Genomic DNA, 23,994 nt, shown 5'->3' with positions numbered 1-23,994 from the left:
GGGCGGATTGGAAGTTTCAAGACTGATCGACGTAGTTCGGGGCTGACAGCGTCTTCAGCCCGCCAGGAAGGCGGCGATTCGTCAGCGTGGCTTCGGCGCCCTCGGCGAGCTTGAACACCGCCACGGTCTGCACCAGCTCCTGCGCCTGGGACTTCAGGCTCGATGCCGCAGCGGCCATCTCTTCCACCAGGGCCGCGTTCTGCTGCGTGGTCTGGTCCATGGAGCCGATGGCCTCGCTGATCTGGCTCACGCCCAAGCTCTGTTCGTTGGAAGCGGCGCTGATCTCGCCCATGATGTCGGTGACGCGCTGGATCGAGGCCACGACTTCGGTCATGGTGCTACCGGCCTGGTCCACCAGGGTGGTGCCGTGTTCGACCTTTTCCACACTGGCAGTGATCAGGGCCTTGATTTCCTTGGCGGCTTCGGCACTGCGTCCGGCCAGGGCGCGCACTTCGGAGGCCACCACCGCAAAGCCACGGCCCTGTTCGCCGGCACGCGCGGCTTCCACCGCCGCGTTCAGCGCCAGGATGTTGGTCTGGAAGGCGATGCCGTCAATCACCGAGATGATGTCGGCGATCTTGCGGCTGGAGTCGTTGATGTCCTTCATGGTGTCGACGACCCGGCCGACGACTTCACCGCCCTGGACGGCGACGCTCGATGCGTTGGTGGCGAGCTGGTTGGCCTGGCGGGCGGCGTCGGCGTTCTGGTTCACGGTGCCGCCGAGTTCGGCCATGGAAGCGTTGGTTTCCTCAATGGCAGCAGCCTGCTGCTCGGTGCGGGCGGAGAGGTCGTTGTTGCCCTGGGCGATTTCGGCGGAGGCCATGGCGACGGATTCGCTGCCCTGGCGTACCGAGGAGACCAGGCCCACCAGCGAGTCGCTCATGGCCTTGAGCGCGGTCATCATGGTGGCGATCTCATCCTTGCCCTCGGATTCGATCTTCAAGGTCAGGTCACCCTGTGCCACGGCCTGGGCCAGACGGGCGGCCTCATTGAGCGAGCGCGAGAGGTTGCGGATCATCACGAAGGCAAACCAGGCCACCAGGGGCAGGGCGATGCCCAGCGAGCCGATGGCGAGGTTGCGGATGATGGTGTAGCGGGTGACCGCTGCGTCGTACTCGGCCTTGGCCACGTCCATCTGCAATTGCAGCAGGGGTTGCATCGCATTGTTCAGCCGGGTCGTCATGGGGGTCACGGTTTCGGCCAGCATGGTCTGGGCGGTGCTGAGCTTTCCTTCCCGGATGGCGTGGGTGGTCGGTGTCATGCCGGTCTTCTTGTAGGCATCCCACAGGTCTCCATAGGCGGCGGCCAGTGCCCGCTCCTGTTCGGTCAGTTCGGTCAGACGGTAGGCATTCCACTGGCGCTCGGCGACCTCCGTGTTCTCTTCCACCTCCTTGAGGTAGCCGGGGGCGTTCACGCCCATGGTGTCGCCCTGGGCCATGGACAGCAGCAGGGCATTGCGGTTGGCGATTCGGCTCAGGTCAGCGAGCTGCCCGAGCGCGACGGTGCGGTCGGCGTAGACCGTGTTCAGTGCCTCGGCGGTGCGGGAGATTCCATACAGGCCGATGGCTGCTCCGGCGATCAGCATGGCGGACAGGATGCTGACCAGGAAGGTCAGGCGTTGGGAAATCTTGAAACGGGTCATGACGGAACGGGCTCCTGCGGCAAGTGCAAAAAATGGGTTTGTGAAAGAATAATTTCCATCATTATGGTGTCTGCGTCTCGGCCGGGTTTGCCGATTTGCGCGTCGGTGACGCCATTCTTTTCCATGTTTTCCCTAGAAAATGTGCGGGAAAACCCTGTTTTTGCAATTTTGATTTCACTCTAAATTTCACCTGCATTGAAATTTTCGTGTACTTCTAAAAAGATGTTAAAAAATTTCAGTGAAAGGATTTGTCCAACTTCGTCCGAAGTTGGGGCGAGTCGGGCGACCCTGAAGCGCTATGGCCCAGGGTCTTCACAAACGGATGACATCACCGGCACCGGCCGGACTGGAGACAAGATGAAACGAAGCAACGTCGTGGGGGTATTGCTCATGGGGGCGCTGTTGTCGGCGGCACCATGGGTGGGAGCGCAGACCTGCCGCACCACTGAGACCGAGAGCAACAACACGGCAGATACCGCCAATGGTTCCGTCTGTTCGGGGACGGCCATCAGTGCCAGCCTGAGCAGTACCAGTGATCTCGACTGGTACAAGTTCGACGTCACCGGCCCGGGGACGATCACCATCAGCGTGTCGCACGGCAGCAGCAACGACTTTGACTGGTACCTGTACCCCTCGCTGACAGGCAGCTATGTGGCCTACAAGTCCACCACCAGCAACCCGGAAGTCGGTAGCTACAGCGCGCCGTCGGCCGGCACCTACTACCTGCGGGTCAAGAGCTACACCGGCTCCGGCAGCTATACCGTCAATGTGACCTACCCCAACGGCAGCACCGGCGGCGGTGGCTCCGGGTTTGCACCGGTGACGGGCAAGGTCTGGCTCAACGGCGGCGGCATGGATCAGACCAATACGGCAGTGTTCGTCAATGGCCTGCGCAATGCCACGGGGCGCAATACCGGCGTGACACCGAACATCAACAGCACGGCCAACTGCTCAACCGACTGGGCCACCACGCCCTGCCCGCGCATCGCGGTCATCACGGCGTCTGCCAATTCGTCGCTGCAAGGGGTAGACAAGTTCAACAACGACCTGGTCAATGCGACCACGGGGGCCGTGTCCTGGTCCTACTACAACCTGTTCCAGCGCCACGGCTTTTCGCCCAAGCACGTCCTGAGTCACCACGACACCTATGCCTCCAACTCCTATGACACGAGCACGCAGGGGCAGGCCAACATCGCGATCGTGAACCAGGCCGATGTGGTCTACATCATTGGTGGGGACCAGTTCCGCGTGGCCCGCACCCTCCTCAAGGACGATGGTTCCGACACCCCCCTGATGGCGGCCATCCGTGCACGCCAGAAAGCCGGGGCACTGATCTATGCCGGGGACTCGGCCGGTACCGCCATTGCGCCCGCCACCTCGTACGGTGAAGGCATCAGCCTGGGCTACCTGAACCAGAACACCCTGGCCAGCATCAACATTGCCGATTGCCCCTACCGCGCACCGGTGGGTGGGGAGTCGATCAACCCGCCGTCGACGCCCCAGCCCTCGTGCACCACCCTGCCCAGCAATCCCGACTACGGGGCCAAGATCAAGGGCCTGGGTTTCATCCCCAACGCCAATGTCGAAACCCACTTCGATACCCGCAAGTCCGCGACCGGGCGCCTGGGTCGCATGATCAATGCACTCAAGAACATCGGCCCGGATGTCGCCTACGGCATCAACGAGAACACGGCCCTGTTCTTCAATGGCGATGTCGCCACGGTCTACGGTGCCAATGGGGTGTACGTGGCGGAAAAGACTGCCAACACCTTCCCCACAGGCAGCAAGCTCACGGCGAGCGGCATCGTGCTTTCCTACCTGACGGCGGGCGATACGTTCAGGTTCAGTGACCGCTCCATCACCACCACCAAGTCACTGCTGATCGGATCGACCGGTGTCGGCTACCAGTACAGCAGCTACCTGGATTCGAATGACATCTTTGCAGTGGACGCCAATGGCTTGGGCAATACCACCAAGGTGTTCACCCACCTGGGCGACCAGAGCCCGATAGACAGTATCGGCAACGCACCCTCTGACAAATACAACCCATCGTCCTTCAAGCTGACATTCAAGCGCGATGCCACTACCAAGGCCTACAAGAACGCGACGGGAAGCTATAGCGGTCCCTACACCATCATGAAAGCCCGGCTGGACGTGCAGTGATACGGCACTGAACCGGCAAGCAACGGCACCTTCGGGTGCCGTTTTTCATTGGCGGGAAGTTGGCGTTTAGCCCGTGGGGCTGCGCAGTGCAGTTCAGTCCCGCACCACCCGCATCAGTTCCTCGCGGGTGGTCACGCCGTTCTGCACCAGGCGCTCGCCGTCGTCGCGCATCAGCACCATGCCGCCGGCCAGACCGGCCGCGCGGATGTCGGCTTCCGGGGCGCGTTCGTGGATCAGGGCGGATATGGCCTCGTCCACCACCAGCAGCTCGAACACGCCGGTGCGGCCTTGGTAGCCGGTGTGGCCGCAGGCTTCGCAGCCCACACCAGAGCAAGCCGCACAGGTTTTGCGCACTAGGCGCTGGGCCAGCACGCCGCGCAAGGATGAACTCAACAGGAAGGGCTCCACGCCCATGTCCATGAGGCGGGTCACCGCGCTGGCGGCGTCGTTGGTGTGCAGGGTAGCGAGCACCAGGTGGCCGGTGAGCGAGGCCTGGATGGCGATCTGCGCGGTCTCGAAGTCGCGGATCTCGCCGATCATCACCACGTCCGGGTCCTGGCGCAGGATGGCGCGCAGGGCCTTGGCAAAGGTGAGGTCGATCTTGGCGTTCACCTGCGTTTGCCCCACGCCCGGCAGCTCGTACTCGATGGGGTCTTCCACCGTCATGATGTTCTGGCGTGTGGCGTCCAGCTTGGACAGCGAGGCGTAGAGCGTGGTGGTCTTGCCCGAACCCGTGGGGCCGGTGACGAGCACGATGCCGTGGGGCTGGGCCACCAGGCCCTCGAAGCGCTGCAGCACTTCGCCTTGCATGCCCACCGAAGCCAGGCTGATCTGGTTGGCGCTCTTGTCCAGCAGGCGCAGCACGGCGCGCTCGCCATGGGCACTGGGCAGGGTGCTCACGCGCACGTCCACCGCGCGGGTGCCGATGCGCAAGCTGATGCGCCCGTCCTGCGGCAGGCGCTTTTCGGAGATGTCGAGGTCGGCCATGATCTTCAGGCGCGAGATCAGTGCGGCGTGCAGCGCGCGGTGCGTCTGCACCACCTCGCGCAGGCCGCCATCGACGCGGAAACGCACCACCGAGTGGCGCTCGAAGGGCTCGATGTGGATGTCGCTGGCACCATCGCGTGCGGCCTGGGTCAGCAGCGCGTTGAGCATGCGGATGATGGGGGCATCGTCCGAGGTTTCGAGCAGGTCTTCGACGGCCGGCAGTTCCTGCATCAGACGCGAGAAGTCGGCGTCGCCCTGTACCTCGCTCACCACGGTGGCGGCGCTGGATTCTCCCTGGGCATAGGCCTGGCTGATGCGCTGCAGCAGTGCTTCACGCTCCAGCGTGTCGAAGCGCTCCGGGCGGTGCTTGCGCACCACTTCGCTGACGGCCTGGGCCGAGGTGGTGCCATGCAGCCACAGGGTGCTGCCGCTGGGCTGTTCGTCGAGCAGCAGCTCGTGCGTCCGGGCAAAGGCGTAGGGCAGGGGGTAGGCCATGCGCGCGCTCAGGGCTGGGTAGCGGGGGCCGTTGGCGACTTGCGATCCAACTGCAGCATCACCGGCGCCTCGTTGATTGGCACCAGGGTGCTCTCCACGGGCTGGGCGTCGATCTGCTTGGTGCGCATCTGCTCGTAGCGGTCGGCCGAGAACTGCACCGTGCTGTTGGCGTCACGCAGCACCACGGGCCGCAGGAACACCATCAGGTTGGTCTTCTTGCGGCTGCGCGATTCGCTCTTGAACAGGTTGCCGAAGAAGGGCAGGTCGCCCAGGCCTGGCACCTTTTCCTGGTTGCCGCCGTATTCGTCCTGCAGCAGGCCGCCGAGCACGACCACGGCACCGTCTTCCACCAGCACGTTCGACTCGATGGTGCGCTTGTTGGTGGTGGGGCCGTTGGTGGCGGTGGTGGTGGAGGCCAGCACGCTCGACACTTCCTGGTAGATGGCGAGTTTGACGGTGCCGTTCTCGCTGATCTGGGGCTTGACCTTGAGCGTCAGGCCCACGTCCTTGCGCTCGATGGTCTGGAACGGGTTGACCGCGCCGCCGCTTCCGCCGCCGGTGTTGGTGAACTGGCCGGTCACGAAGGGCACGTTCTGGCCGATGACGATCTTGGCTTCCTCGTTGTCCAGCGTGAGCAGGTTGGGCGTGGAGAGCACGTTGCCGCTGCCGCTTTCTTCGAGGAAGCGGGCCAGAAAGCCCAGCACATAGACGCCGTTGGTCTGGGACGCGGCACCGATATTCACGCCGCGCGCTGGCGCTACGGTGCCGGCCGCGCCCTGGGTGGCCAGGTTGATGATGTTCTTGCCCGCCGTGCCGAAGTTGGTGCCCAGCAGGCCCACGGTGCCGTCGCCCGCCTTGCCCAGGGCGCCTTGCCACTGGATGCCGAACTCGGCCGCCTTGTCGGCGCTGACCTCGGCGATCAGGCTTTCCACGAACACCTGGGCGCGGCGCGCGTCGAGCTTGTCGATGACCGCGCGCAATTGCCGGTACTGCGGCTCACTGGCGGTGATGATGAGGGCGTTGGTGGCGGTGTCGGCCTGGATCTGGCCGCCAGTGGTGGTGGCCGGTGCCGCTGCGCCGGCTGCGCCACCGGCTGTCGCCGTGCCGGGGCTGGCCACCGCGGTCTTGCCATCGGCGCTCATGGCAGCGCGCAGGGTGTTGGCCAGCGCCGTGGCATTGGCGTTCTTCAGGTACACCACGTACATGTTGCCGGCTGCGCCGTTGCCGCCGTGGCTGGGTTGGTCCAGCTTCTCGATGAGGGACTTGGCCAGCGCCAGGCGGGCCTGGTTGGAGGCGCGCAGGATGATGCTGTTGGAGCGCGGCTCGGCCATCAGCGTGGTCTTGAAACCGGTGTCCACGCTGCCCGCTGCCGGGGCGCCGCCGACGGAGCCGCCGCTTTCCACCAGGCGCTGCACCAGCGGGGCGAGGTCGCTGGCAATGGCGTTCTTGAGCGGAATGATTTCTAGGTCGGTAGCGTTGGGCACGTCCAGCGCGGCCACGATGCGGGCCACGCGCTTGAGGTTGTCGGCGTAGTCGGTGATGACCAGGGAGTTGTTGCCCGGGTTCACGTTGATGGGGTTGTTCGGGCTGACGAGCGGGCGCAGCACCGTGACGAGGTTGTTGGCGTTCTCGAACTGCAGGCGGATGATCTGCGTGACGAGCTGGTTGCCGGCTGGGGTGGCGGTGCTGCCGCCGTCGATGCTGGCCACGGTGCCGCTGTGCAGCTTGGCGTCGGCCTCGGGCACCACCTTGTCCAGCCCTTCTGCGGCCACCACGGCAAAGCCCTGCAGGCGCAGCGCGGCCACGAACTGCTGGTAGGCCACGGCCGGGCTCACCGGGGCTTCGGTGTTGAGCGTAAGCTGGCCCTTGACGCGTGGGTCCACCACCACGTTGCGGCCGGTCAGCACGGCCATGGTGCGTGCCACGGCCTCGATCTCGGCATTGCTGAAGTTCAGCGTTACCGGCTCGCCGCGCTTGGGTGCGGGCTGCACTGCCGCCGGCTGCGCCCAGGTTTGTGTGGCAAATAAGCCTGCAGCCCCCGTAATCATTGCGTAGGTCGCTAGCAAATGCGTAGCGACTGCGGTGCGGACGAAAGAATGTGTCGTTGGCATGGTCTCAGCCCACGGTGATGACGGAGCGCGCACCTTCGCGGCGTCCGATGATGTTCAGAAGGTTGCCCAGTGCACCCTGCGAGGCCTCGTCGGTCCGGGCCTCGCCGGTGAAGCGCCAGCGCCCCTGGTCCAGCTGCCCCTGTCCCGACAGCTGCAGCGGCCCGGCCAGCGTGCTCAGTACCGTGCGCGGTTCGGTGCCGCCCAGCAACTGCAGGCGGTAGCTGCCCACGGGCTGCAAAGTAGACAGGGCGGTGCCCAGGCCCCAGGCCTCGACCCCGGCTTGGCCCGCCAGGTTCCAGCCATCGCGTCGCACCGTCAGGGCCAGGTCCTGCGCCGACAGCGACAGGGTTCCGCGCAATTGCAGGGTGTTCCAGGGCGTGCCGAGCCCGGTGAGTACCTGGGCCGGGAAATGGGTGGTGTCGGCGCGCAGGGCGTCGGCCTGCAGCGTCAGCCCGGCGCTGCTGGCCTGCAGCTCCCAGGCCCAGGGCGTATCCATGCAGCAGCTGGCCTGCAGCGTCAGGCGCAAGCCGTTCCAGCGCGGGCGCAGCGTCCACTGCACGGCGCCTGGCAGGGCGCTGGTCACGGCACTGGCTTCGCCCGAGCTCAGCACCAGCTGGGCCGCACCGTTCCACACCGTGCCCTGGGCCTGCACCCACTGCACACGGGCGCCACTGGCCCAGGTCAGCGCATCGGCCAGCCAGCGGGCTGGCGCCCACAGCGCCAGAGCCACCAAGGCACCCGCCAGGGCACCCAAGCCGCTCCAGCCCCAAGGGGCCGCAGTGGCCGTGCGGCTGCGGGCTGGCGATGCGGCATGCAGCATGGTCATTGGGGCAGGCTCAGTTGCACGGTGCCGCTCCAGCCCTCGCCGCTGCGCTGCAGGCGCGCCAGTTCGACCTTGGCATGGGCTTCGGCGCGAACACTGGTCAGCCAGCGCGCCAACGCTGCGGGGGTGACCGTGCGCAGCGTCACGCTGGCCCCACCGGCGCGCAGCGACAGGTCCGCCTGCTTGCCCAGCAGTGCCGTGGTCTGCTGCTGCAGTGCTTGTTGGGCCAGGTTGGCATCGATGGCGCTGCCGGCTTGGGCTTGCAGGGCCTGCGCCTGGGCCTGCAAGGCCTGCATGCGGGACAGCGTGCCTTGCAGCTCGGCCACGCGGGCATCGTGCTGGCGCAGGGTCTTGAGCGCCGGTGCCAGGGCCAGCATCCACACCAGCGCCAGGGCCAGCACGGCACCGGCCAGGGCCAGCAGGGTCTGTTCGCGCGGATCGCGCTGGCGCCACCAGGAGAGCAGGGCGTGGGGCATCAGGGTGTTCCTTGGGTGTTGAGCATCCAGTCATCGCCGTCGCGGCGCAACTGCAGGCCCTGGCTGCGCAGGCCCTGCTGCAGTGGCTGCAGGTCGGACTCGGTCCAGGCCAGCCCACCCAGGCGCAACTGGCCTGCTTCGAAATGAATAGCTGTTGGCGCTTTTCCTGCCTGGGCTGGCGGCATGTTCTGCTGCACGGCCTGGAGCATGGCGTCCAGGTCGCGTGGGGTGGGGGCACCGCTGCCCTGCTGCAGGGCAGCGACCGCACGTTGCATCTGCACCGGTGCATCCACCACCACCTGGACCGACGGGAAGGTGCTGGTCAGCGTGCTGGCAATGGCGGTCTTGAGCTGCGCTTCCTGGCGTTTGGCTTGCCAGGCGGCCGCGTTCAGGGCCACGAGCTGCACCAGTACCAGCAAGCCAGCGGCCCAGCGTGCCGGGCGCCAGGCCGGGTCCTGCCACAGCTGCGCCAGGGTCTGGCGCAGCTGAACGGGCCAGGGCTGGCGCAGGCTCAGGCGGCCCTGGGCCAGGTTCCAGGTACTGGTTCGGGCGGTCTGCTCCAGGCGTTCATGGGTGGACAGTACCGACACCGGCCGCTCCAGCGCCTGCTCGGCCCACGCGGCCAAGGCCGGGTCGGCATAGACCGGCCCACCCCGGTCGCGCTGGCGCAGCACCGCCGTGGGCCAGGAGCTGGCGTGCTGCTGCTGGGGCGGCAGGGGCCAGGCATGCACGCCTTCGTCGTCGCACCAGTGCGCCACGGGTGCATCCTGGGTGCCGGTAAGCCACAACGCGCTGGCATCCTCGCCACGTCCAGGGGCCCATTCGGGCACCAGGCGCTGGGCGATGTGGCCTTGCGCCGCCAGCTGCTGCATGCCCTGGGCCAGGGTGCCGTGGTCGCATACGGCCACCCACACGGGGGTGTCCGCTTGGGGCTGCGCCTGCAGCGCCATGTGCAATGTGGCGGGTTCGTCGAGCAGGTGTTCCTCAAGCAGGCCTTCGAGCACGCTGCGCAGGCGCGGCCCCATAGGGTCGGCGGCGAGCGTGCGTGGCAGCACGCCGCGCGGCAGCTGCACACGGTGCCAGGAAATGCAGTGGCCGGGCACCAGGGCGACAGTGCCGGTTTCCAGGCGCAGGGGAATGAGGGATACGGTCATGACAGCGGAAGGCAGCCGGGCATTGTAGGTGTCAGGGTGTGCTTGCGGCACTCTGGTTAACACCAGTGCCAGCAGGTGCCAGCCGCTCGCTGGAAAGCACGCGCACACTGAGTCCGTCGCGTTGCACCAGCGAGCGTTCCAGCACGCGCAGGTTCTGCAGCCGCATCTGCCCCACGACCTCGAAATAGCGGCTGTTGACGCCGTGCTGGGCATCTTCCAGTACCCACTCGCCACCGCCCAATGCCTGGGTCACGTCGGAGAGGCTGCGGAAATACTTCTGGCTGCGCGCACTGGCCAGGCGCTGCGCATCGACCAAGGCCAGCTTGTCGATCACCGCGTGCAGCACGATGGGGGGCGCCGTGTTCAGGTTGACCGGTGTGCGTTCGGGCAGCACCGCCACGTAGGGCGCGAGCCGCTGCACGGTGGCGGCGGACAGACCGAGCCACTGCAACTGGGCGACGCTGCGGGGCGAGAGCGGTGCATCGCCGCCGCCAGCCGGTGTGGCGGCCGGCTCCTGGGCACTGCGCTGCAGCTGGCTGGTCAGGGCCAGCAGTTCGGCCTCGGGCAGAGCCAGGGCGCGCCATAGCCTTGTGAAGGCCCGCACGGTGGGGGCGTGCAGGCTGGTGCCGTCGAGCAGGCTGGTCACGTTCAGGCGCGCCTGCAGGTCCTGCATGCGCCCGGACAGGAAGGCTTCCGGCAGGTCGGTGCTGGTGTCGGTGGCACCTTGGCCGGATGCAAGGAAGGTGGAGAGTCGGGCTTCGGCCAGCGGCACGGCCCAGGGTTCCCCCAGGTGGTCCACCGCGCCTTCGCGGGCGTCCTCGCGCAGCAGCAGGCGGGCCCAATCGGTGGTGCCCTGCAAGATCCACGCGGCCTGCAGGCGCTGCTGTTCGGCACTCTGCACCGCAATGTTGCGCCACTGGCGCCACACCGCGCCGGCACTGAGCGCGGCCACCAGCGCCACGATCAGCATGGCCAGCAGGATGGCGGCGCCGCGCTGGTGCCTGCGCGAACTCACGGGGTGACTCCGAGCAGGGTGACGGGCCGGGCCCAGTCGCGCGTGAGCGTGCCGGCCAGCGGGTGCGGTGCGGCCACCTCCAGCACCAGGCGCACACCGTCGGGCAGTGGCGTGTTGCTGGCGTTGGGTACCTGGGCGCCGGGCGCGATGCCGGCGGAGGACAGGGGGTTGCTCCAGGTGCCGCCGCGAAAGTAGTAGAGCTGCCAGCCTGCCAGCGGCACCAGGGCGACCTCGGCGGCGCGCAGCGTGTCGGTGGGGCTCTGGGCCCACTGGCCCGCCGCGGCCCAGGCCGTGCTCCATTGCTGGCGCGTGAACACGGGCGCCGATTGCCAGCGCAGCCACTGGGTCTGACTGTTGCGCTCGCCGCGTGTCCAGGCCACCACCACCAGGCCGCCACTGGGGTCGGCCGCGGGGCGGCGGGTCAGTCGCAGTGCCCGGGCGTCCCACTCCAGCGGGGTGACGAACGGGGCTTCCTGGATTGCGTCCAGGTCGGCATTCCATTGGCCCAGGGCGGCGTCCACGGTCCACACGGCATCGGTGTGGGCCTGGGTGCGTTGGCTGGTCTCGGTCATGGTGTGGACCGCGCGCCAGGCCATGGTGCCCAGCAGTGCCAGGATGGCCAGGGCCACCAGCACCTCGACCAGGGTGAAACCACGGGCGCGACGCTGTTGCATCAGTAGCGCCCCACCACGGTGCTTAGCTGCAGGATGTACTGGCCCTCGCGTTCCAGCCGTGCATCGACGCGACGGAAGTTCGGGTTGGGCGTGGGCTGGACGCGCAGTTGCAGTTCGAGCGTGCGCCCGGCCTGGGCGCAAGCCGCCGTATTTTCGCCCACGTCGGGCAACTGGCGGGCCAGGCGGATCTGCGCCAGGGCGTTCTGCGCGCACAGCGTGGCCAGCACGCGGTCGGCCTGGCGTTCGGCGTTGGTGCCCAGGGCCGCACTCGCCTGCAGACCAGCCAGCAGCGCGATGGCCACGATGCCCAGCGCCACCAGCACTTCGACCAGGGTGAAGCCACTGTTGCGCTGCCGGCTCATGGCTTGCTTTCGTTGTACACGATGGCAAAAGGGCCTACGCCGTTGGTCGCCACCGTGATGCGTTGCTGGGGTTGCTCGGCGCGCCACAGTTGGACCGACTGCGCGCCAATCAGGGGCTCTGGCCCCAGCAGCAGTGGCGCGGCTACCTGGGCCTGGATGCCCTCGGTACGCCAGGTGGTCGGCAGGGCGTCCGGACCGCTGTTGTCCAGTCCCACCCATTCGAACCCGCCGGGAACGGGCTTCCAGCGGACGGGCACGCCGGTGGCGCGCGATTGGGCGCGGCCGCTTTCCAGCAGCGCGGCCAGGGCCTGGGCCTGGGCCTCCAGCGCAGCCTGCCCGCTGTCGCGCAGGGCCAGGCCCACGCCCACAGTGCCGACGGCGATGAGCGCGACCACTACCAGCAGCTCCAGCAAGGTGAAGCCGGAAAAGCGCTGGCGCATGGCCCAGTGGTGCAACGGAGTTATTGCCAGCTGCCGATGTCGGCGTTGTTGCCTTCGCCGCCGCTCTGACCGTCGGCCCCGAAGGACAGCACATCGACCTCGCCCTTGACGCCGGGGTTCATGTAGACGTAAGGGCGGCCCCAGGGGTCGTTGGGCAGCTTTTCCACGTAAGGGCGCCAGTTGGCGGGTGCGGGGCCGGTGCTGGGCTTGGCAAGCAGGGCCTGCAGCCCCTGCTCGGCGGTGGGGAAGCGCTGGTTGTCGAGCTTGTAGAGCTTGAGCGCCTGCATCAGGTTGCCGATGTCGGTCTTGGCTGCCGTCACCCGTGCATCGTCGGCGCGGTCCAGCACGTTGGGCACGATGAGTGCGGCCAGCACCCCGATGATGACCAGTACCACCATGAGTTCGATCAGCGTGAAGCCGCGTTGCAGGGAGCGGCGCAGAACGGTGAAGGCAGCGGGGGAACGTTTCATGGCAGGGACAGTGGCGGGGGAGGTAAAGCTTCCATGATAATGCGGCGCATGTCGTTCTCCCCCACATCCTCCTGGCCCGCGCGCATCAGTGCCTTCGCGTTCGCAGGCTTGGCCATGGCCAGTGCCGTGGCCTGGGGGTTGAAGTTGCGCGCGCTGGTGGCACCTGCCGCCGCGGCGGTGGCGCCAGAACTGCCGCTCCAGGTGGATGCGCAACTGGTGGCGCAGGCGCTGGGGGCTGGTGCGGCGGGCGCGGCAACCCCCGCGACGCAGGCGCCCAGCAGCCTGGTGCTGGTGGGGGTCGTAGCGGATCGGGGGGCGCAAGGCGCGGCCCTCATTGCCGTGGACGGCAAACCGCCCAAGCCGGTGGCGGTGGGCGCGGCGGTGGGCGAGGGCTGGGTGCTGGCGTCTGTGGCGCCGCGCCGCGCGGTGCTGCGCAGTACCAGCGGTGCCGGTGAATCGGTGCTGGAGCTGCCTGCGCCGGCGGCTTTGCTGGTCAAAACACCCTGAGGCCCACGCAGGTATTGCGCATGCAGCTACGAAAGTCGTAGCGACGTGGTGCCTCAGCTGCGCTGCAGGAACATCCGGTATACCGGGTTGGCGGTTTCTTCCACGTAGGGGTAGTCCAGCGTCTCCAGGAACTTGGCAAAGGCCTTGTCGTCCTTGTCCGGCACCTGCAGGCCCACCAGGATGCGGCCATAGTCGGCGCCCTGGTTGCGGTAGTGGAACAGGCTGATGTTCCAGCCCGGTCGCATCAGGCTCAGGAACTTCAGCAGCGCGCCCGGGCGCTCGGGGAAGACGAAACGCAGCAGACGCTCGTCATTCGCCAGCGGCGAATAGCCCCCGACCATGTGGCGGATGTGCTCCTTGGCCAGTTCGTCATGGGTCAGGTCGAGCGCGTCGAAGCCATGGCGCCCGAAGTTGGCGGCAATCTTGGCCGACTCGCCCTTGCCGTGGGTGCTCAGGCCCACAAACACGTGCGCCTTTTGGGCATCGCTCATGCGGTAGTTGAATTCGGTCACGTTGCGGGCACCGCCGGGCAGGTTGCCGATGAGTTCGCAAAAGCGCTTGAAGCTGCCGCGCTCCTCGGGAATGGTCACCGCAAACAGCGCTTCGCGCTCCTCGCCCACCTCGGCGCGCTCGGCCACGAAGCGCAGGCGGTCGAAGTTCATGTTGGCACCGCACAGGATGGCCGCGTAGCTTTCACCCTTGGTCTTGTGCGTGGCCACGTACTGCTTGATCGCCGCCACGGCCAGGGCGCCAGCCGGCTCGACGATGGAGCGGGTGTCGACAAAGATGTCCTTGATGGCGGCACAGACCGCGTCGGTGTCGACGGTGATGTAGTCGTCCACCAAGCCCTTGGCCACACGGTAGGTTTCCTCACCCACCAGCTTTACGGCCGTGCCGTCGGAAAACAGGCCCACGTCGGGCAGGGTGACGCGCGCGCCGGCCTTGACCGACTGGATCATGGCGTCGGAATCGTTCATCTGCACGCCGATGACCTTGATACGCGGGTCCACGGCCTTGATGTAGTTCGACACGCCGGCAATCAGCCCGCCACCGCCAATGGCCACGAACACCGCATCGAGCAGCGGAGCACCCTTGCCCCGACCCTTCTGTCCGGCCTTGGCGGCCTTGTCTGCACCCAGCGTCTGCACCTGGCGCAGCAGTTCCATGGCGATGGTGCCTTGGCCGGCGATTACGTCCGGGTCATCGAATGGATGGACGAAGGTTAGTCCTTCCTTCTTCTGCAGCGCCAGCGCATGGCCGTAGGCGTCGGAATAGCTCTCGCCAAACAGCACCACTTCGCCACCGAAACCGCGCACAGCGTCCACCTTGACCTGCGGGGTGGTGGTGGGCATGACGATGACCGCCCGGGTGCCGAGCTTGGTGGCGCTCAGGGCCACGCCTTGTGCGTGGTTGCCGGCCGAGGCGCAGATCACGCCCTTCTGCAGGCTCTCCGGGTCCAGATGCGCCATCTTGTTGTAGGCACCGCGCAGCTTGAAGCTGCGCACCGGCTGCTGGTCCTCGCGTTTCAGGAGCACGCTGTTGTGCAGCCGCTTGCTCAGGGCGCGTGCGGGTTCGAGCGCGCTCTCGACGGCCACGTCGTAGACGCGGGCAGTCAGGATCTTCTTGAGGTAATCGGCCGGGGTGAGAGCGGCTGTGGCGGGTGTGGAAGGCATCGCGGTTAAACTCCTGATCCCATTATAGGTTCACAAAATTTTGCTCCGCGCGGAGTGTCTTGAAAGGATTGATCCATGGAATGCACCGTCAGCTGGACCGGCGCCCTCAACACCCGCTCGGGCATGGGTTTCGTGGCGGAAACCGGTAGTGGCCACATCGTCGCCATGGACGGCGCGCCCGATGCCGACAAACCCGAAATGGGGGGGCAGAACCTGGCGGCCCGCCCCATGGAGCTGCTGCTGGCAGGTACCGGCGGCTGCACCGCCTACGACGTGGTGCTGATCCTGCGCCGCGGCCGCCACCAGGTGCGGGGTTGCACGGTCAAGCTCAGCGCCGAGCGTGCCAGTACCGAGCCCAAGGTGTTCACCAAGATCAACATGCACTTCACGGTGACCGGCAAGGGGGTACCCGCTGCCGCCGTGGAGCGCGCCATTGCCCTGAGCCACGAGAAATACTGCTCGGCCAGCGTGATGCTGGGCAAGACGGCAGAGATCACCACCAGCTTTGAGGTGGTAGAGGCCTGAGTTCGGCTGCGTTTCGTTTAGATGTGGTGGGCGACGGTGGTCATCACCTTGCCCGCGGCGTGCATTAGCTTCTTGACCGGTGTGGGGAGTTCCATGGCGCCCGACGCGGTCGCGTTGTCCGCATGCCTGATTTCGTCGTCGTACATCTGCGACACGATGGCACGCGAGGCCTGATCGCCCTCCGGTAGTCCGCCGTTGGCGGCATCGAGGTGACTCTGCAGGTGTGCGCCGACCTGCTTTTCCGTTTCCACGACGAAACCCAAGCTCACCGCATCCCCCAGCTTGCCCGCCACCAAGCCAATACCAAAAGCGCCCGCGTACCACAGGGGGTTCAGCAGGCTGGTGCGCGAGCCCAGTTCGGCCAGACGTTGCTCCGTCCAGGCCAGGTGGTCGGTTTCTTCGATGCAGGCCTGGGTGAAATGTTCTCGCAATTTGGGGTTGCTGGTGGCGTAGGCCTGCGCCGTGTACAGCGCCTGGGCGCAGACTTCCCCCACGTGGTTCACCCGCATCAGGGCCGCGGCGTGGCGCTTCTCTTCATCGCTCATTTCGGCGCTCGGCGCATTGGCCTGGGGCGTCGCGTGGGCACTGTGGTGCGGTGCAAAAAGCGTGCGTAGCGCGGTGTCGAAAGTGTGGAACAGGGCGTCCATGCGGGGCGACTTCCAGAGGGTGTTGATTGAATCAGGGTAAACCCTCTGTTTCCGAGCGAGGGCCGCGTTGGAGTCTACCGCTGCGCTGCTTTGTCAGGCAAGGTAACTGCTTGTTGCAGCCATGCAACGTAAAAGCGCCTGAATCCGGTTTTTTTGCCCCTTTTCTTTGCCATCGGGGCATTCGTCTGGTGGAATACACCCAACTTCCTGAACTAGGAGGTTGGCCCTGGGTACCGAGACATCGGACCGGTGCCCTTTGTTTAACCTTGGAGATTTCTACATGAAAAAGACTCTCGTTGCTCTGGCCGCTCTGGCTGCCACCGGCGCTTTCGCTCAAGTTACTATCACTGGTGAACTGGCTATGGGTTACCAAGCTACCACCACCGGTGGCGCTACCACTGCCGACGCAGGTGGTCTGGGTGTTGATACCTCCCAACTGTGGTTCAACGCGAACGAAGATCTGGGCGGCGGTACCAAGATTGCTGCTTCCATGTCTTTGGCCGGTGCTGACCGTTCTGGCGAATCTGGCGACGGTTCCGTCCGTGGCCGTAACGCCACCCTGACCCTGACCACCAATGTCGGTGCTTTCGTTCTGGGCTCTGCCAAGGCTGCTGACTACCTGTCCGGCGGCGTTGCTGGTCTGGGCGTGTACTGGAACGGTTTCGATAACAAGGTGTTCTCTGCCCGTTCTAACCGCGACACCCTGTCCTACATTCTGCCTGTTGGCGCTTTCACCCTGACCCTGTCTACCCAAGAGTCCGCTGGTCTGCAAGGTATTGGCGCTGGTCAAACCGGTGACGGCGTGGCTACCGGCCAGCGTCTGAACGTGATCGCTGGTAAGTACGCTTCCGGCGCTCTGGTGGTCGACGGCCAATGGCTCCAATTCGACAGCCGCGGTGACAACACCGACGCTCTGTCTAAGGACCAACTGCGTTTGTCCGGTTCTTACGATCTGGGCTCTGTGCAACTGGGCGCTGGCTTGACCCAAGCTTCCACCACCGGCAAGCAAAAGGTTACCGACTCTCTGGTCGCCATCAAGGTTCCCATGGGTGCTCTGACTCTGGGTGCTCAACTGGCTAACCGTCGTGTGGATGACTCCACCGTTCTGACCAACGGTTCCCGCGGTGGCTACAGCCTGAACGCTCAGTACAACATGAGCAAGACCACTTACGTGGTTGCCAACTACGCTCGTTGGGATGCTTCCGTTGGCGCTGCCAACGCTTCCAGCCAGTACAACGTTCTGCTGGTCAAGGATTTCTAATTTGAGGCTGGTGTAAGCCAGCATTGAATTCGAGATACAAAAAGCCCGCGCCGAAAAGCGCGGGCTTTTTTGTTGCTGCGAAACTACGAGCCTTCGCTGTTTTGTCGTTAATAGGCACGATCGTACAATTTTTTGTTTTCGATTTGTATCGATTCTGTTTCAATTGATATGCCTTGAAAACTTGACGAATTCGAGGAGACAGGTCGGCGGCGTCCATTGCGCGCCGGACGTTAATATCTATTTAGGACAAGCTATGAATAAATCGATCGTTGCATTGGCTGTATTGGCCTTTAGCAGTGCTTCTTTTGCCCAAGTCTCAATCACAGGCAGTCTGGCCATGGGTTATAAGGCCTCCAAGGCATCCAATCGCAATGCGTTTGCTGCCACTGGTACGACTTACGCGGGTGGCGCAGAATCAGCTGGTTTGGGCGTGGATACATCCCAAATCAACGTGACTGCAAAGGAAGACTTGGGCGGAGGTCAAACGGTCGAAGCGAATATGGCTTTTGCTGGTGCCGACCGCTCTGGCGAGTCAAACACCACCAGCTCAGGTGCTGTGACCGGTCGAGACGCAACCCTGTCCTATACAAATACATCCTTTGGGCGCATTCAAATGGGTTCGACCGAAGGCGCGGCAGTGCATGCAGGTATTCCCAGCGCCGATGCCCCAGTGATTGACATGGACGGGAAGCTTTTCCAGATCAAGTCAAGCAGTGACTTCATTAGCTACGCCGCGCCCATTGGCCCCGTTATCTTTATTTATAAACTTTCAGAGAGTAGCGCCTCCAAAGGATTAGGCCTTGGCTTTCAGGGGAATGCAGGTGCTTCCGCAGTTGGTCAACGCACGTCAGATGTTGCTCTGGCCTATTCTTCGGGTGCGATGGAGATCGTAGGTGCCTATCGTTCATACGACAACACCAACAAGACAAGTATCACTACTGCTGACTCGCTGACGAAAGACAACGTCTACAACTTCCAGTTTGGATATGACGCTGGGTTCGCTAAATTTGGTGTGGGGTACCAACAGGCGACGGCAAGTGTTGGGCCTAAGGTACAGGATATCCTGCTTGGTGCGTCCTTCCCTATGGGTGCTTGGACGTTCGGTGCGACCTATGCGCTTTCAACCGTGTCGGGCGTGGCTGATACGCCGCTTTCTGCTTTCAGTGGTAGCGCTACGTTGAAAAGCATCATGCAACAAGCCGATGGTTCTGCCAATGGATTCAGCCTCGGGGCCAAGTACAACCTGTCTAAGCGAACCAATGTGTTGGTGCGTTATGCGAGCTGGGTCAAGAGCGGGTACGAGCAGTTTGAGTCTTTTGATGGCGCCGCATTTAACGGAGGCGACATGACCCAAGCTGGTAAGTTTGGCTATGGCGACCGCGCTTCAGAAACAAGCATTTTGTTGGTTCACAACTTCTAAAGTTTGATCATCGGCCTTTGGCCGGTTTGTTTAGTGATCAAAAAAGCGACTGCAGAGATGCGGTCGCTTTTTTTTTGGGTAGTCAGGCATACCGTTTGCTGCGCAAGTTCTGCTTCATCTCTTGCAGCAGCGGCTGCAGCTTGCCGCCGCCTATGCGCAGGGCCACGCAGGTGGCTAGGATGTCGATGATGGTGAGGTGCAGCAGGCGGGAGACCATGGGGCTGTAGCGGTCGAAGCCCTCGGGGTGGTCGGCGCTGAGGTGGATGTCGCCGGCACTGGCCAGGGGCGAGCCGCTAGCGGTGATGACGATGGTGGTGGCGCCGTTCTTGCGGGCGATGTCGCACGAATCCATCAGGTCGCGGGTGCGGCCCGAGTTGCTGATCACCACCACACAGTCGCCTGGCCGCAGGAGCGTTGCGCTCATGACCTGCATGTGCCCATCGCTGTAGGCCACGGAATTTATCCCTAAGCGGAAGAACTTGTGCTGGGCATCCTGGGCCACGATGCCCGAATTGCCCACGCCAAAGAACTGGATCTGGTGCCCGCCATGGTAGGCGTCGACGAGCTTCTCCACGGCCTTGTCGATGGCCGCGGTGGACACGTCGTTGCGGTATTTCAGGAAGGCCGCCACGGTGTTGTCGATGACCTTGACCGCCACATCGCCGGTCTTGTCGTCGGCGTCCACGCTGCGGTGGATGAAGGGCACGCCTTCGTTGACCGTGCCGGCCAACTTGAGTTTGAAGTCGGCCAAGCCGTCGTAGCCCACGCTGCGGCAAAAGCGCACCACGGTGGGCTTGCTCACGTGGGCCCGGTCGGCGAGTTCGCTGACCGGCATGCGCGCGAATTCGCGTGGATCGGCCAGGCAGAGTTTGCCTACACGCTGCTCCGCGGGCGCCAGGGAGGGCAGGGAAGCCTTGATACGGTCGAGCATGGGTGCTCCTTCCTAAAGGTGGTTCAGCGCGCAGGAGCGGCGGTGCATGTCAGTTCTCTTCCGACCAGCAAAAGCCGTCGCGCGCGATCATGGCGCTCGATGCACTGGGGCCCCAGGTGCCGCTGGCGTAGGGTCGCGGGCCTTGGCTGTCAGTGGCCCAGTGGTTGATCATGGGTTCGACCCAGCGCCAGGCTTCTTCCTGTTCGTCGCTGCGTACGAACAGGTTCAGGCGGCCGTCGATCACGTCCAGCAGCAGGCGTTCGTAGGCACCGACGCGTTCGGCACCGAAGCGCTTGTCGAAGTCGAGGTCCAGTTGCACCGGTGACAGGTTCTGCGCCGCGGCCGCGCGGCTGCTGCGGTTTTCCTGCCCCTGTGCCATCAGATGCAGTTCCAGTCCATCCTTGGGTTGCAGGTTGATGACCAGGCGATTGGCCAGGCCGGCATGGGTATTGAAGATGGCGTGTGGGGTGGGGCGGAAGTTGACCACGATGCGCGCATCGCGCCCGGCCAGGCGCTTGCCGGTGCGGATGTAGAAGGGCACGCCGGCCCAACGCCAGTTGGCGATTTCGGTGCGCAGCGCGACGAAGGTTTCGGTGTTGCTGTGCGGGTTCACGCCCGGTTCGTCGCGGTAGGCAGGGACCTTGTTGCCACCACTCACACCCGCGCTGTATTGGCCGCGTACCACGTCCTGCGTCAGCGACTCGGTCGTCCAGGGTTTGAGCGAACGCAGCACCTTGAGCTTCTCGTCGCGGATGGCGTCCGCATGGGCGTTGATGGGCGGTTCCATGGCAATGGCACACAGTAGCTGCAGCGCGTGGTTCTGCACCATGTCACGCAACGCACCCGTGGTTTCGTAGAAGGCACCACGGCTTTCCACGCCCAGGTCTTCGGCCATGGTGATCTGGATATTGGCAATGTGTTCTCGGCGCCACAGCGGCTCGAACAGCGCATTGCCAAAGCGCAGCGCAAACAGGTTCTGCACCGACGGCTTGCCCAGGTAGTGGTCGATTCGGAAGATCTGGTTCTCGCTGAAGAAGCGCCGCACGGTCTGGTTGATGGCGCGGTTCGAGGCCAAGTCGTGGCCCAGCGGCTTTTCCAGCACCACGCGTGTGTGCGGCGTGTTAAGCCCGCTGGCTGCGAGCTGCTCGCACACGGTGGTGAACAGCGCCGGGGCGGTGGCCACGTACATCACCACGGTGTCGGCCTGGCGTTCCTGCAGGGTCTGTGCCAGTCGGGTGTAGTCGTCGGGTTTGGACAGGTCCATGCGCACAAATTCGAGCAGTGCAGCAAAGCGCGCAAATTCGTCCGCGGAGGGGCGTTTGGCCAGGTCGACCTTGTCGAAGCGTTGGCGAATCAGGTCGCGGTACTGCTCGTGGCTCAGGTCGTCACGTCCCACGCCGATGATGCGCCCACCCTCGGGCAAGGTACCGTGGCGAAAAGCCTGAAACAAAGCGGGCATGAGCTTGCGCCATGCCAGATCACCCGTGCCGCCAAAGAGAACCAAATCAAAGCTCATACTGATTGATGTTCAATAGTTACAAGAAAATTACGGTTGTAATGTAACTTTGTTTCATTGATAATTCAAGCCCTCGCTAACTTAGTTACATCGACCTCGCCGTTCGCGGCCAGCACTTCTTGTTTCCATGACCCAACTCGACGCACTCAAATCCTTCACCACCGTGGTCGCCGACACCGGAGATTTCAAGCAACTCGACGCATTCAAGCCGCAAGATGCCACCACCAACCCGTCGCTCATCCTCAAGGCAGTGCAGAAGGCCGAATACGCGCCTTTGCTGAAGGACACGGTGGCCCAGTTCCGTGGTCGTGCCCTCGACGAGATCGTGGACCGCCTGCTGGTGCGCTTCGGCTGCGAAATCCTGTCCATCATTCCCGGTCGCGTGTCCACCGAAGTGGACGCCCGCCTGAGCTTCGACACCGAAGCCACCGTGGCCCGTGGCGAGCGCCTGATCGAGCTGTACCAGGCCCAGGGCATTTCGCCCGAGCGTGTGCTCATCAAGGTGGCGTCCACCTGGGAAGGCATTCAGGCGGCCCAGGCGCTGGAGCGCAAGGGCATCCATACCAACCTCACGCTGCTGTTCTCGTTCTGCCAGGCTGTGGCCTGCGGCCAGGCCAAGGTGCAGCTGATAAGCCCCTTTGTGGGCCGCATTTACGACTGGTACAAGAAGTCGGCGGGTGCGGGCTGGGTGGAGGCCGAGAACGCCGGTGCCAACGACCCGGGCGTGAAATCGGTGACCCAGATCTACAACTACTACAAGAAGTTCGGCATTGCCACCGAGGTCATGGGTGCGAGCTTTCGCAACGTGGGCCAGATCACCGCGCTGGCCGGCTGCGACCTGCTGACCATCAGCCCTGAGCTGTTGGCTGAACTGGCCGCCAGCAACGCACCGTTGCAGCAGGCGCTGAGTGCTGAAGCCGCCCAGGCCCTGCCGCTGGAGCCCGTGCGCTACGACGAGGGCGGTTTCCGCCTCGCGCTGAACAACGACGCGATGGCGACCGAAAAGCTGGCCGAAGGCATCCGCGCGTTCTGCGTGGATGCGGTCAAGCTCGAGCAACTGCTGCTCGCGGCGTAAGGGAGGCACACCATGGTACGTACCCGGTGTGACCGCACGCCCGTGTGGGCCCAATTGCGCGCAGCGTTCGATGCGAACGGGCGCCAGATGGACCTGCGCGAGGCCTTTGCGCAGGAGAGCGCGCGTTTTCAACGCTTCAGCCAGCAGGCCCCCCACGTGTTTGCGGACCTGTCCAAGAACCGCATTGACACGGCCACGGAGGCCCTGTTGCTGCAGTTGGCGCAGGAATGCGGCCTGGAAGCGCACCGCGATGCGATGTTCGCGGGCGAGGCCATCAACAACACGGAAAACCGGGCTGTGGCCCATGTCTGGTTGCGAAAACCGGCTTCTGCCCACGTGAATATTGCGCAAGCAGCTACTGATTTCGTAGCGGCAGAGCAGGCCAAGGTGCATGTCACGCTGGACGCCATGCTGGCCTATGCGGAGCTAGTGCGTGCCGACGCGGCCATTACCGACATCGTCAACATCGGCATCGGTGGCTCCGACCTCGGCCCGCAGATGGCAGTGCGCGCCTTGCAAGCCTTCGCCCACCCGGGAAAGCGCCTGCATTTCGTGAGCAATGTGGACGGCCATGAACTGGCCGCTGTGTTGAAGGGCCTGAAGGCTGAGAACACGCTGTTCCTCATTGCCAGCAAGACATTCACCACCGTGGAGACCATGGCCAATGCGCAGTCGGCCAAGGCCTGGTTTTTGGCGCAGGGCGGCACCGACACGCAACGCCACTTCGCCGCGCTGACCACCAACGTGGCGGCGGCCAAAGCCTTTGGCATCTCCACCACCTTCGGCTTCTGGGATTGGGTGGGCGGGCGCTACTCGCTGTGGTCGGCCATCGGTCTGCCGATTGCCATCGCCATCGGCGCAGGAGGTTTCCGCGGCTTCCTGGCCGGTGCCCACGCCATGGACGAGCACTTCCGCACCGCGCCGCTGGCGCAGAACCTGCCGGTGCGCCTGGGGTTGCTCGACGTCTGGTACCGCAATTTCCACGGCTTCACCAGCCGCTCCATCGCGCCCTACCACAGCGCCCTGGCGCGCCTGCCGGCCTACCTGCAGCAGCTGGAAATGGAGAGCAACGGCAAGCGCGTCGACGCACAGGGCGAGGCGCTGGCGTATGGCACTTCGCCGGTGCTGTGGGGCGAGCCCGGCACCAACGGGCAGCACGCCTACTTCCAGATGCTGCACCAGGGAACCGACGTGGTGCCTGTGGAGTTCATCGTCGTGAAGAAGGTGCGCCATGACCTGGCCGGCCACCACCCCATGCTGCTGGCCAACGCCGTGGCCCAGGCCCAGGCACTGATGCTGGGTAAATCGGATGCTGGTGGTCACAAGCACTTCACCGGCAACCGCCCCAGCACCTTCCTGCTGTTGGACGATCTCACTCCCGAGTCGCTGGGCGCCCTCATCGCGCTGCAGGAACACCGCGTGTTCGTGTCGGGCAGCCTGTGGGGCATCAACAGCTTTGACCAATGGGGTGTGGAATTGGGCAAGGTGCTGGCCAAGGACATCGAGCCGCGGCTGGCGTCCGGTGATGTGACGGGGCTGGATGGCTCTACGGCGGGTCTGTTGGCTTTGTTGCGAAAGTAGCAAGATAGTGAAAAGCGCGATGGGGGAGGGTGGCGGGCGACTTCTG

Annotated in this window: 22 protein-coding genes; 7 read left to right on the top strand and 15 right to left on the bottom strand. The window is 64.6% G+C overall.

What is annotated here, in order from left to right:
• Nucleotides 1-16: 16 nt before the first annotated feature.
• The gene (locus RQP54_RS16960; RefSeq protein ID WP_315679614.1) at nucleotides 17-1,642 is read right to left on the bottom strand and encodes a methyl-accepting chemotaxis protein; all 1,626 of its coding nucleotides are present in this window, start codon (nucleotides 1,640-1,642) and stop codon (nucleotides 17-19) included.
• A 357-nt stretch (nucleotides 1,643-1,999) separates the two neighbouring features.
• Here RQP54_RS16960 and RQP54_RS16955 point away from each other — a divergent pair, with 357 nt between their 5' ends.
• The gene (locus RQP54_RS16955) at nucleotides 2,000-3,805 is read left to right on the top strand and encodes a pre-peptidase C-terminal domain-containing protein (RefSeq protein ID WP_315679613.1); all 1,806 of its coding nucleotides are present in this window, start codon (nucleotides 2,000-2,002) and stop codon (nucleotides 3,803-3,805) included.
• A gap of 93 nt (nucleotides 3,806-3,898) precedes the next feature.
• Here the strand turns inward: RQP54_RS16955 and RQP54_RS16950 are convergent, their stop codons facing one another.
• Genes RQP54_RS16950 through gspG form a run of 10 tightly spaced genes read right to left on the bottom strand, consistent with a single transcriptional unit; the run spans nucleotide 3,899 to nucleotide 12,812 of the window.
• Entirely contained in the window at nucleotides 3,899-5,287 is a 1,389-nt protein-coding gene (locus RQP54_RS16950) for a GspE/PulE family protein (protein WP_315679612.1), read from the bottom strand.
• A gap of 8 nt (nucleotides 5,288-5,295) precedes the next feature.
• On the bottom strand, nucleotides 5,296-7,398 hold the full coding sequence (gene gspD, locus RQP54_RS16945) for a type II secretion system secretin GspD (protein ID WP_409997584.1): 2,103 nt from the start codon (nucleotides 7,396-7,398) through the stop codon (nucleotides 5,296-5,298).
• Nucleotides 7,399-7,402: 4 nt separating this feature from the next.
• A complete protein-coding gene (gene gspN, locus RQP54_RS16940; RefSeq protein ID WP_315679610.1) occupies nucleotides 7,403-8,224 on the bottom strand; it encodes a type II secretion system protein N in 822 nt (273 codons plus the stop codon).
• Nucleotides 8,221-8,697, bottom strand: coding sequence for a type II secretion system protein GspM (gene gspM / locus RQP54_RS16935; protein WP_315679609.1), 477 nt, complete (start codon nucleotides 8,695-8,697; stop codon nucleotides 8,221-8,223). Before gspM ends, gspN begins: the two co-directional genes overlap by 4 nt.
• Entirely contained in the window at nucleotides 8,697-9,851 is a 1,155-nt protein-coding gene (gene gspL, locus RQP54_RS16930; RefSeq protein ID WP_315679608.1) for a type II secretion system protein GspL, read from the bottom strand. The genes gspM and gspL overlap by 1 nt, the downstream gene beginning before the upstream one ends.
• 31 nt (nucleotides 9,852-9,882) lie before the next feature.
• Nucleotides 9,883-10,866, bottom strand: coding sequence for a type II secretion system minor pseudopilin GspK (gene gspK, locus RQP54_RS16925; RefSeq protein ID WP_315679607.1), 984 nt, complete (start codon nucleotides 10,864-10,866; stop codon nucleotides 9,883-9,885).
• The gene (locus RQP54_RS16920) at nucleotides 10,863-11,540 is read right to left on the bottom strand and encodes a type II secretion system protein J (protein ID WP_315679606.1); all 678 of its coding nucleotides are present in this window, start codon (nucleotides 11,538-11,540) and stop codon (nucleotides 10,863-10,865) included. Before RQP54_RS16920 ends, gspK begins: the two co-directional genes overlap by 4 nt.
• Nucleotides 11,540-11,902 carry a type II secretion system minor pseudopilin GspI gene (gspI, locus tag RQP54_RS16915; RefSeq protein WP_315679605.1) on the bottom strand — a complete coding sequence of 121 codons (363 nt, stop codon included), beginning with the start codon at nucleotides 11,900-11,902 and terminating at the stop codon, nucleotides 11,540-11,542. The genes RQP54_RS16920 and gspI overlap by 1 nt, the downstream gene beginning before the upstream one ends.
• Nucleotides 11,899-12,342 (bottom strand): prepilin-type N-terminal cleavage/methylation domain-containing protein, encoded by a 444-nt coding sequence (locus RQP54_RS16910; RefSeq protein ID WP_315679604.1) that lies wholly within the window; start codon nucleotides 12,340-12,342, stop codon nucleotides 11,899-11,901. The genes gspI and RQP54_RS16910 overlap by 4 nt, the downstream gene beginning before the upstream one ends.
• Before the next feature lie 20 nt (nucleotides 12,343-12,362).
• Nucleotides 12,363-12,812 carry a type II secretion system major pseudopilin GspG gene (gene gspG / locus RQP54_RS16905; RefSeq protein ID WP_315679603.1) on the bottom strand — a complete coding sequence of 150 codons (450 nt, stop codon included), beginning with the start codon at nucleotides 12,810-12,812 and terminating at the stop codon, nucleotides 12,363-12,365.
• A 48-nt stretch (nucleotides 12,813-12,860) separates the two neighbouring features.
• On the opposite strand from gspG, the gene RQP54_RS16900 reads away from it, so the two are divergent.
• Complete coding sequence (locus RQP54_RS16900; RefSeq protein ID WP_315679602.1) at nucleotides 12,861-13,319, top strand: type II secretion system protein N; 459 nt, start codon at nucleotides 12,861-12,863, stop codon at nucleotides 13,317-13,319.
• Between the two features lie 53 nt (nucleotides 13,320-13,372).
• On the opposite strand, the gene ilvA is transcribed toward RQP54_RS16900, so the two are convergent.
• Nucleotides 13,373-14,992 carry a threonine ammonia-lyase, biosynthetic gene (gene ilvA, locus RQP54_RS16895; protein ID WP_315679601.1) on the bottom strand — a complete coding sequence of 540 codons (1,620 nt, stop codon included), beginning with the start codon at nucleotides 14,990-14,992 and terminating at the stop codon, nucleotides 13,373-13,375.
• A 75-nt stretch (nucleotides 14,993-15,067) separates the two neighbouring features.
• On the opposite strand from ilvA, the gene RQP54_RS16890 reads away from it, so the two are divergent.
• Nucleotides 15,068-15,517 (top strand): OsmC family protein, encoded by a 450-nt coding sequence (locus RQP54_RS16890; RefSeq protein WP_315679600.1) that lies wholly within the window; start codon nucleotides 15,068-15,070, stop codon nucleotides 15,515-15,517.
• A 17-nt stretch (nucleotides 15,518-15,534) separates the two neighbouring features.
• Here RQP54_RS16890 and coq7 read toward each other — a convergent pair whose 3' ends face one another.
• Nucleotides 15,535-16,164: a 2-polyprenyl-3-methyl-6-methoxy-1,4-benzoquinone monooxygenase gene (coq7, locus tag RQP54_RS16885; protein ID WP_315679599.1), complete on the bottom strand. Its 630-nt coding sequence runs from the start codon at nucleotides 16,162-16,164 to the stop codon at nucleotides 15,535-15,537.
• A 280-nt stretch (nucleotides 16,165-16,444) separates the two neighbouring features.
• Between coq7 and RQP54_RS16880 the strand changes: the two genes are divergently transcribed.
• Together RQP54_RS16880 and RQP54_RS16875 are read left to right on the top strand one after the other, a co-directional pair.
• Nucleotides 16,445-17,425, top strand: a complete 981-nt coding sequence (locus tag RQP54_RS16880; protein WP_315679598.1) for a porin — start codon at nucleotides 16,445-16,447, stop codon at nucleotides 17,423-17,425.
• A gap of 253 nt (nucleotides 17,426-17,678) precedes the next feature.
• Nucleotides 17,679-18,845 carry a porin gene (locus RQP54_RS16875; RefSeq protein WP_315679597.1) on the top strand — a complete coding sequence of 389 codons (1,167 nt, stop codon included), beginning with the start codon at nucleotides 17,679-17,681 and terminating at the stop codon, nucleotides 18,843-18,845.
• Nucleotides 18,846-18,927: 82 nt separating this feature from the next.
• Here the strand turns inward: RQP54_RS16875 and RQP54_RS16870 are convergent, their stop codons facing one another.
• Together RQP54_RS16870 and zwf are read right to left on the bottom strand one after the other, a co-directional pair.
• Nucleotides 18,928-19,776 (bottom strand): MurR/RpiR family transcriptional regulator, encoded by an 849-nt coding sequence (locus RQP54_RS16870; RefSeq protein ID WP_315679596.1) that lies wholly within the window; start codon nucleotides 19,774-19,776, stop codon nucleotides 18,928-18,930.
• 49 nt (nucleotides 19,777-19,825) lie between these two features.
• A complete protein-coding gene (zwf, locus tag RQP54_RS16865) occupies nucleotides 19,826-21,292 on the bottom strand; it encodes a glucose-6-phosphate dehydrogenase (protein ID WP_315679595.1) in 1,467 nt (488 codons plus the stop codon).
• Between the two features lie 127 nt (nucleotides 21,293-21,419).
• On the opposite strand from zwf, the gene tal reads away from it, so the two are divergent.
• Both tal and pgi read left to right on the top strand, forming a co-directional pair.
• On the top strand, nucleotides 21,420-22,367 hold the full coding sequence (gene tal, locus RQP54_RS16860) for a transaldolase (protein WP_315679594.1): 948 nt from the start codon (nucleotides 21,420-21,422) through the stop codon (nucleotides 22,365-22,367).
• Between the two features lie 12 nt (nucleotides 22,368-22,379).
• Nucleotides 22,380-23,948 (top strand): glucose-6-phosphate isomerase, encoded by a 1,569-nt coding sequence (gene pgi / locus RQP54_RS16855; protein WP_315679593.1) that lies wholly within the window; start codon nucleotides 22,380-22,382, stop codon nucleotides 23,946-23,948.
• The last annotated feature ends 46 nt before the right edge of the window (nucleotides 23,949-23,994 follow it).

The organism is Curvibacter sp. APW13 (assembly GCF_032337135.1).
In the GTDB taxonomy this organism is placed as follows: Bacteria; Pseudomonadota; Gammaproteobacteria; order Burkholderiales; family Burkholderiaceae_C; genus Allorhodoferax.
This window is presented reverse-complemented; position numbering and strand designations above follow the sequence as displayed.

Excerpts from the sequence above, each read along its gene's own strand:
- gspI (WP_315679605.1), bottom strand. The coding sequence starts at position 11,902 with ATGAGCCGGCAGCGCAACAGTGGCTTCACCCTGGTCGAAGTGCTGGTG.
- gspD (WP_409997584.1), bottom strand. The coding sequence starts at position 7,398 with ATGCCAACGACACATTCTTTCGTCCGCACCGCAGTCGCTACGCATTTG.
- RQP54_RS16900 (WP_315679602.1), top strand. The coding sequence starts at position 12,861 with ATGTCGTTCTCCCCCACATCCTCCTGGCCCGCGCGCATCAGTGCCTTC.
- RQP54_RS16950 (WP_315679612.1), bottom strand. The coding sequence starts at position 5,287 with ATGGCCTACCCCCTGCCCTACGCCTTTGCCCGGACGCACGAGCTGCTG.
- pgi (WP_315679593.1), top strand. The coding sequence starts at position 22,380 with ATGGTACGTACCCGGTGTGACCGCACGCCCGTGTGGGCCCAATTGCGC.
- RQP54_RS16875 (WP_315679597.1), top strand. The coding sequence starts at position 17,679 with ATGAATAAATCGATCGTTGCATTGGCTGTATTGGCCTTTAGCAGTGCT.
- gspG (WP_315679603.1), bottom strand. The coding sequence starts at position 12,812 with ATGAAACGTTCCCCCGCTGCCTTCACCGTTCTGCGCCGCTCCCTGCAA.
- gspM (WP_315679609.1), bottom strand. The coding sequence starts at position 8,697 with ATGCCCCACGCCCTGCTCTCCTGGTGGCGCCAGCGCGATCCGCGCGAA.
- RQP54_RS16960 (WP_315679614.1), bottom strand. The coding sequence starts at position 1,642 with ATGACCCGTTTCAAGATTTCCCAACGCCTGACCTTCCTGGTCAGCATC.
- RQP54_RS16890 (WP_315679600.1), top strand. The coding sequence starts at position 15,068 with ATGGAATGCACCGTCAGCTGGACCGGCGCCCTCAACACCCGCTCGGGC.
- RQP54_RS16870 (WP_315679596.1), bottom strand. The coding sequence starts at position 19,776 with ATGCTCGACCGTATCAAGGCTTCCCTGCCCTCCCTGGCGCCCGCGGAG.
- RQP54_RS16880 (WP_315679598.1), top strand. The coding sequence starts at position 16,445 with ATGAAAAAGACTCTCGTTGCTCTGGCCGCTCTGGCTGCCACCGGCGCT.
- tal (WP_315679594.1), top strand. The coding sequence starts at position 21,420 with ATGACCCAACTCGACGCACTCAAATCCTTCACCACCGTGGTCGCCGAC.
- gspN (WP_315679610.1), bottom strand. The coding sequence starts at position 8,224 with ATGACCATGCTGCATGCCGCATCGCCAGCCCGCAGCCGCACGGCCACT.
- coq7 (WP_315679599.1), bottom strand. The coding sequence starts at position 16,164 with ATGGACGCCCTGTTCCACACTTTCGACACCGCGCTACGCACGCTTTTT.
- RQP54_RS16910 (WP_315679604.1), bottom strand. The coding sequence starts at position 12,342 with ATGCGCCAGCGCTTTTCCGGCTTCACCTTGCTGGAGCTGCTGGTAGTG.
- RQP54_RS16920 (WP_315679606.1), bottom strand. The coding sequence starts at position 11,540 with ATGCAACAGCGTCGCGCCCGTGGTTTCACCCTGGTCGAGGTGCTGGTG.
- zwf (WP_315679595.1), bottom strand. The coding sequence starts at position 21,292 with ATGAGCTTTGATTTGGTTCTCTTTGGCGGCACGGGTGATCTGGCATGG.
- ilvA (WP_315679601.1), bottom strand. The coding sequence starts at position 14,992 with ATGCCTTCCACACCCGCCACAGCCGCTCTCACCCCGGCCGATTACCTC.
- RQP54_RS16955 (WP_315679613.1), top strand. The coding sequence starts at position 2,000 with ATGAAACGAAGCAACGTCGTGGGGGTATTGCTCATGGGGGCGCTGTTG.
- gspL (WP_315679608.1), bottom strand. The coding sequence starts at position 9,851 with ATGACCGTATCCCTCATTCCCCTGCGCCTGGAAACCGGCACTGTCGCC.